Genomic DNA, 7,458 nt, shown 5'->3' on the forward strand with positions numbered 1-7,458 from the left:
AGTACCTTGTTTATAGATAACTTAATCAGACTTGAACGGGTACGCCCTCATCTTTATTGACCAATAGAGTGCTTATTCTTCTGAGTCCCTCTTCAAGAACCGAACGCGGACATGCCAAGTTTAGACGGATACACCCGCCTCCATTAGCTACAAACATATGTCCATCTTCAAGTAATACCCCCGCTTGTTCAGCGAAAAATAAAGGCAGGTTTACATTTGCAGGGACGTATGCCGTAATATCAATCCATGCCAGATACGTAGCTTCCGGAATATGAAATACCGCCTGTGGCAGATAACGCTTCACATATTGATCCACAAAGGCAAAATTGTCATCAAGATACGTTTTCAACTGTTTCAGCCATTCGTCGCCATGTTCGTAAGCCGCTTGAGTCGCTGCAATGCTCAGCGGATTTTTGAACCCATAATGCCGTTTCTGCCAGATCGTTCGGAGTCCTTCATTTGCAATAATCACATTGGAGAACATTAGGCCCGCCATATTGAACGTTTTGCTTGGAGACATACAGGTAATGATTCGATCCGTATCCGGGAACAGCTTGGCAAGAGGCGTATGCTTCTTACCTGTACGCAGCAAGTCACAGTGAATTTCATCCGAGATTACCCACACGTTATGGCTCAGACAGATCTCACCCACACGTTGTAACTCTTCTGTTGTCCATACGCGTCCAGACGGATTATGCGGATTGCAAAAAATACATAACGTAACTTGTTCATTACTGGCTTTGGCTTCAAAATCTGTAAAGTCTATTGAATAATGTCCCTGCTCGTTGATCAAATCTGAGCAAACTAGTTCAATATGATTATGCTCCGCAGCCGATTTAAAATAACCATAGGAGGGCGTCACAATCAGCACCTTCTCATTCGGTTTGCAAATATATTCAACTAATTCATATAGAGCAGGAATGATCCCATGTGATGTCTCCAGATGCTCCTTGGGAAAGGACCAGTCATAGTATCTGTTCATCCAGTTGGAGACAGCTTCGTAGTATGCCGGATCGAACACCTGGGAGTACCCCATAATTTTCCGGTCCAAACGCTCCTTAACTGCTTCCCGTATTTCGGGAGGTGTGGCAAACTCCATATCTGCAATCCACATGCGAATAAATTCTTCATCCTTAAATGGAAATTTCATATCTTCTGTTGCATTAAAAATATATTGACGGAAACCATCCGTATTCATGGCATTGGTTCCTGTGCGATCAATAATCTCATCGAAATCATACTTCATAGCCTTCTGCGCCTCTTTCTCTCTGTTCTCCATCCTGGGATGAGGTTCTGTTAGACACATTATTTCATGGCTTAGAAGTTACATCAAACGCAATAGAATCTATTCAGAAGAAACAAATCCATCTTAATGTTTCGTCATAATAGGTATTTTCATGAAAAAAGTGTTATATTTTTCGTATAGATTGATTTTACCAAGGGGTTTCACCTTTTCTCATATTCTTAAGAAACTTAACAGAAGGAGATCCGATATGAACACCATCAACAAAGAAGTGGGCAAGAAAATCCGTAATTTTCGCAAATGGAAAGGGTTAACGGTCCAGCAGCTGGCGGATCAGATTCACAAAAGTAAAGCTACTCTGTCCAAATATGAGAGCGGTGATATTACACTTGATGTGGTTACGCTGCATCAAATTGCTGATTCATTGAACATTCAGGTGGAGCAGCTGCTGTATATTGAACCCAAGCAAGCCTCTCCTCTTATGAATACGGTACCGTCCAGCTTTTTCAAAAATTCCACGCGGTTTTATTCGTATTTTTATGACGGGCGCAACAACAGCCTCATTCGTTGTGTCATTGACATGATGGCACAGTCGGACGCGAATCGTTATCGAACCGTGATGTATATGAACGTCAAGAATTTTGAGAATTATCAGGAATGCGAAAATATGTATTGGGGCCACACCGAGCATTACGACACACTCACCACGCTGATTCTGAAAAATCAGGCTACACCGCTGGAGAATCTGTATATTAACATTTTGGCATCTTTTCAGGAATCCGAGAAAAAGTGGGGTTTGATGGCAGGTGTATCCTTCCGTCCCTTTATGCCCATCGCTTTAAAAATGCTATTCTCTCGAACACCCTTGCCTGAGAATCAGGAGTTATATAACGAGCTAAAAATGTCTAAAGAAGATCTGCGTACGTTAAAGATCTATAATATGCTCGCCGTCACCTAAATTTTCAACAGATGCTGATGGATCAGATTGATTGATTGGGAAATAACCCCTATATAACAAGAAAAGGGCGGCAGTTATAAGCTATTACAGCTCATAAAAGCGCCCTTTGGGATCAGATGTTTATTACTTCACACTTCGACTTTGATATATTATTCGATTAATTCTTGATCAAATCAAGGGTTTCGTCAAATAATTGCTTCTGGTCTTCAATCTTGTTTTCATTACCGATAACACAGCGTTGCTGCTGTTCCAATATAGCGGATACCACTTCGGCAAAACCTATAATGTCACTTTCTGTTGTGCTTAGCACTTCATCCCGTTCTTTCTGAAGATCGGCTTCGGTGACATTAGACAGATAACATTCCAGAGAGAATGATCCTTCGCCATAAGGGGTCCTTGGTGTATCGAGGTCCTGGATGGCGCCAATGATATATCTTGTCATTTCCCGTTTATCTGCTTTGAAATCCTTCAGGTATTGCGGCATCTCTTCATAAACTTTGTATGTTTTTTCGAGATTCGGGTCGCGGTACGATGCTACATAGCTATCTCCATTACGTCTGAAGCCTGACATGCAGCCGTATGCTCCGCCTTTGGCCCTGATATTGTTCCACAAATAATCCAGAGAAAGAATCCCCTGCAAGACACGCAGCGAGCCGGTATACGAATACCCTTTATCGATAAAATTACCTGTTTGAACGACATATTGGACTTCAGATGGAGATCTGAATCCTTCTTTATGATGTACAGGTGTAAATGCCTCTTTTTCTTTGGCAACATCTTGGGTGAACAGCTTCGCTTTCAAATCGGATACCTGTTTCTCCAAGCCTGCATATCCCTGATCATCCGCAGTGTAACTCACCAGCAAGTTTTCCGGTCTGAAAATAAAGCTAGTCAACGATTGAAGGCTGGTCGACAGTTCTTCTTTTCTAGCCTCAAAGTTCGCCTGAAGCTCCTCAAGCCACTGGTAAAAGGCGATGCCACTAACCGCTTCCCTGAAGTCTGCGACAGCCGAGTGTTTAGAGGTCGAACGGCCAATTCCCGCTGAATGCCCTCCGCTGATCAGATTGCGCTGCAAGTTGCCTTTCAACTGGGCAATAATTTCGTATAAACGCTTCGAATCATCAAATTTGGACGTAAACACAATTTCCTTGATCATGTCAAAAGCAAATCCAAGTTTGTCATAGAGTACTTTGGCGTTGAATTCATACGTAGCCTTGAAATCACGGTGCTCATGCGCGTTCGCATACGTACCGATGCCACTATGAATTCCCCCGGAATGAATGTGAATCTCATTCGACAATTCATTAAATGAGAAATTCTGAGTGTCGACGTAACCGAGCACACTTTTCAGCAATCCAACATACGGCAGCAAACGCCGTGGGACTTCCTTAATATCGAACAACAGTCTCAGATAACCGATCCCATTCGTATAGATATTATGGTGCAGTACCGTTGTACCTTCGACCTGATTTACCGTCTGATACAGCGTCGATGCTTTCGGTTCAATATCCTCTATCGACAACGTCGGAATGACCTGCTGTTGTTCCTTGGTTGATGGTGCATTCTGGTACTCGGCGAGAGCCTCGGTTCTCTGAATGAGTTGCTGAATCTCTTCCTGACTCAGTCCAGCCTGAACTGATTTCAGATGTGCTTTCAGCGCCTCCTCTTTGCGTGCGTTCAATCCTTTATCCGGCGTGACAGCAACGAAAGAAGTATGTGTATTTTGCAGTAAATACGTCTCAATCAACTTCTCAAAGTAACCCTCGGTCATCTTCGTTCTGAGCTCGGCGAATACGTCATTCGCTTCCAAATGAGTAAATGGCGCTTCGACATCATACAGCCAGCTTTGCAATGAGGAGAAACCGTAGATTAATCCTTTGGGCATTCTTCCATAATCCGCTTCACGGTGGTTGAACTCATAGGAATTGATACCTGCGAGCAGCGCTTTTGGATCAAAGCCTTCCTTCACAACACGCTCAAGCACCTCTTTTACCGTCCCCAGAAAATCTTCTTTGCTTGCCAGATTGCTCTTCTTCAATCCAACGGTGAACACAGGCTGATACAGGCTGTCATCATACGTACCATATACATCCTTTGCAATGCCCTTATCCAGCAAGGCCTGCTTCAGAACCGCTCCTGGAGCGTTAAGCAGTGCATACAGCAAAATTTGAAACGAGATGTTCAATTCCTTGTCCAGACTTGTTCCAATGACCGCATTATAGGTCAAGAAGCTGTTATCCACTTCTGATTCGGTACTTCCGGCAGAATATGTCTTGACTGCGTCCACTCTTTCTCCGAATGCAGGTTGAAGCTGAATGGCAGAATCAATCTCAATTCGATCATATTCACTCAGATAGTTCTCATCTAACCACTGCAATTTCTCTTCCATATCCATATCCCCATACAAATAAATGAAGCTGTTGGACGGATGATAGTATCTGGAGTGGAAATCCAGCAAGCCTTGATAAGTCAGATCGGGAATGGCATCGGGAAATCCGCCTGATTCACAGGAATATGTAGTATCCGGGAAAAGTGAATTCAGAACTTCCCTGCGTACAATCCGTTCCGGTGAAGAAAAAGCACCCTTCATCTCGTTATATACAACGCCGTTATAGGTTAACTCATCTTCAGCTGAGGTCAGGTTGTAATTCCAACCCTCCTGTAGAAATATTTTTTCATTATTATAAATATTTGTGTGGAGTACCGCATCCAGATAAATATCCATCAGGTTATGGAAGTCATGATCATTCCGACTTGCAATCGGATAGATCGTTTTATCTGGATATGTCATCGCATTCAGAAATGTATTAAGAGAACCCTTCAGCAACTCAACAAAGGAATCCTTGGCCGGAAATTTCTTGGAGCCACACAGTACGGAATGTTCCAGAATGTGAGCTACACCTGTATTGTCTTCCGGAGGAGTACGGAAACCGATACTGAACACTTTATTATCATCCTGATTAGATAAGAGTACAATTTTGGCTCCGGATTTCTGATGTTCCAGGAGATACGCATCTGACTTCAACTCTTCGATTCTGCGTTCCTGCAGCACCTTATAGGGCTTAAGCTGTTTCAACATGGGTCGAGTCCTCCGTCCATAAAATTGTTTAGTTTGATATGCAACCTTGAGTTCTTCAAGTTCAAAGTTAAAGGTAATTTATGCCTACGGATAGTATACACTATCGTTGCATGTCTTCCTAACGGGCAGCACCACAGATGTCATCTGATATGTATTATCGTTTTTTAATGTTTATGAACTGAATGGTACAGCAGAAAATCATAAAAATTAAAATTTCCAAACAAAAAAAATCGCATGAACAACTTGTTTAACAAGTGTCATGCGATCTTTTCTTAAGATGCCGAGGACCGGGATCGAACCGGTACGGTAGTCACCTACCGCAGGATTTTAAGTCCTGTGCGTCTGCCAATTCCGCCACCCCGGCATGGGTATGTATTTCTTGGCGACAAGAAATATCTTACCATGAAATTTATAGCTTTGCAATACCTTAATATAAAATTATCCAAAAAAATGAAACAGGCACTGCCAGCGTTAGCGAGCAGTGCCTAGAAAGTTCGAGTTGCGGTCCCGAACTTTCTTTAAACCATCTATATTAAGGGAGGTGTGAAATAAGAATACCTCCCCAACATTAAAGAAACCTAAAATCAGGCTTAAATTAAACTAAAAAAGAAGAATAGGTGCAATTCGGGCTGCCTCTTCCTCGCTGCATTCCACAACCACCAGGATATGCCCCTGCACCAGCCAATCTTCATAGTAATTAGCATCTTCTTCAGAGACCCCTGCTTCTGTTAAGGTAAGCACCAGATCATCCGTCTCATTTCCAATCTCGTTGCCTGCAAGTTTGCGTACCGCTTTTCCGATGGACATCGTCTGATCCATCCGCTTGCCCAGACCAGCAAGCACCCCTTTAAGCACGCCTAGTGCACCGTCTGTTCCTGCGCCCTTCAGAGGCATAGGCAAACCAGTCTTCTCGCTTACCACTTCGAGATTAACCTGTTCTTTGGCTACCGCACCCAAATATTTATCTGCTATACCTTCCTCTTTCAATTTATTTAACTTGATAATGGCTTCATTCTCCGTGCGTACGAGTCCGATAAGCAATTGTGTCATTATACTTCCCCCTCCTTTTACCCTTATATAACCCTGGTTGCTTCTTCAAAAACGGATATCACATAATAAGTCCTTTCACCTATGTAAAATTTAATTTCTGATCTGGAAATCTATACCTAGTTCTGATAGACTAGATAAAGAAGACAAATTAACCATTGAAATTATTGACATATCGAATTACTATTCCATAACCAGGAGCAATGACATATGAAAAAAGAGGTAGAAATTGCCATTCGACGCAAACAACAAATCATCGTTCGTAATACAAGTGGACAAACGGTAACTGGATTTCCGGAACGTACAGCCGACGCTTCCATTCTTTCCTTACGGACCGTCCACGGAAGCCTGTGGATTCCATTCGACGAAGTAGAACAAGTCACACGTCTGTTAAGCATTCGCTCTCATCATTTAAGTGGAATGCAGTTGTGTACGGCTGATCTGTAAACAGGGAACAAGTACTTCATGTATTTATACGTGAACTAGACGTGTTTATTTCGCCCTTCATAAAATAAAACCAGACGTATCGTGAAGTGACCCCTTAAAGTTAGACAAATATTTTTATGCAACCTGTATGGCATGAATTCGGTATTGTACCGGGCTCATGCCTTTTAATTTTGACTTAATGCGTTTGTGATTGTAGTAATCGATGTATTGTGCTAGTTCTTGCTTGAAGTCATCTAGACTTTCAAACTCATTAAGATAGAGAAATTCTGACTTCATAATGCCAAAGAAGTTCTCCATTACTGCGTTATCGTAACAATTTCCTTTGCGTGACATGCTCTGGATAATCGCCCGTTCCTTCAAAGCATGTTGATACTGCTTCATCTGGTAGTGCCAGCCTTGATCCGAATGCAGGAGGAGCTCATCCTCGTTGGATAAGCGTTTAAAAGCTTTATTTAGCATGTCGGAGACTAATGAATAAGTAGGGCGAGATCCTACTGTGTACGTGATAATTTCACCGTTAAATAAGTCCAGAACAGGTGATAAATAAAGCTTTTCTCCAAACAACTTAAATTCCGTAATATCGGTAACCCATTTCTCATTTGGTTTTTCTGCTTGAAAGTTACGATCCAGTACGTTTGGTGCAATGTTACCCACTGTTCCTTTATAGGAACGATATTTTTTCAT

The 7,458-nt window shown here is 42.3% G+C and carries 6 protein-coding genes and 1 tRNA gene; 2 read left to right on the top strand and 5 right to left on the bottom strand.

Features of this window, described 5'->3' with window-relative positions:
* Window positions 1-25 precede the first annotated feature (25 nt).
* The gene (locus BLV50_RS26870) at window positions 26-1,246 is read right to left on the bottom strand and encodes a MalY/PatB family protein (protein ID WP_090810798.1); all 1,221 of its coding nucleotides are present in this window, start codon (window positions 1,244-1,246) and stop codon (window positions 26-28) included.
* Window positions 1,247-1,493: 247 nt separating this feature from the next.
* On the opposite strand from BLV50_RS26870, the gene BLV50_RS26875 reads away from it, so the two are divergent.
* The gene (locus tag BLV50_RS26875) at window positions 1,494-2,201 is read left to right on the top strand and encodes a helix-turn-helix domain-containing protein (protein WP_072735384.1); all 708 of its coding nucleotides are present in this window, start codon (window positions 1,494-1,496) and stop codon (window positions 2,199-2,201) included.
* A 157-nt stretch (window positions 2,202-2,358) separates the two neighbouring features.
* On the opposite strand, the gene BLV50_RS26880 is transcribed toward BLV50_RS26875, so the two are convergent.
* The 3 genes from BLV50_RS26880 to BLV50_RS26890 all read right to left on the bottom strand — a co-directional run bounded on the left by BLV50_RS26880 (window position 2,359) and on the right by BLV50_RS26890 (window position 6,330).
* Window positions 2,359-5,280 carry an insulinase family protein gene (locus BLV50_RS26880; protein ID WP_090810800.1) on the bottom strand — a complete coding sequence of 974 codons (2,922 nt, stop codon included), beginning with the start codon at window positions 5,278-5,280 and terminating at the stop codon, window positions 2,359-2,361.
* Between the two features lie 278 nt (window positions 5,281-5,558).
* Window positions 5,559-5,644, bottom strand: a tRNA-Leu gene (locus tag BLV50_RS26885).
* Window positions 5,645-5,880: 236 nt separating this feature from the next.
* Complete coding sequence (locus tag BLV50_RS26890) at window positions 5,881-6,330, bottom strand: general stress protein (protein ID WP_090810802.1); 450 nt, start codon at window positions 6,328-6,330, stop codon at window positions 5,881-5,883.
* A 207-nt stretch (window positions 6,331-6,537) separates the two neighbouring features.
* Here BLV50_RS26890 and BLV50_RS26895 point away from each other — a divergent pair, with 207 nt between their 5' ends.
* The gene (locus BLV50_RS26895) at window positions 6,538-6,774 is read left to right on the top strand and encodes a hypothetical protein (RefSeq protein ID WP_053784208.1); all 237 of its coding nucleotides are present in this window, start codon (window positions 6,538-6,540) and stop codon (window positions 6,772-6,774) included.
* 114 nt (window positions 6,775-6,888) lie between these two features.
* Here BLV50_RS26895 and BLV50_RS26900 read toward each other — a convergent pair.
* A partial coding sequence (locus BLV50_RS26900) for an IS3 family transposase (protein WP_143038128.1) occupies window positions 6,889-7,458 on the bottom strand: 570 nt, incomplete at its 5' end.

The organism is Paenibacillus sp. 276b (genome assembly GCF_900107875.1).
GTDB lineage: Bacteria > Bacillota > Bacilli > Paenibacillales > Paenibacillaceae > Paenibacillus > Paenibacillus marchantiae.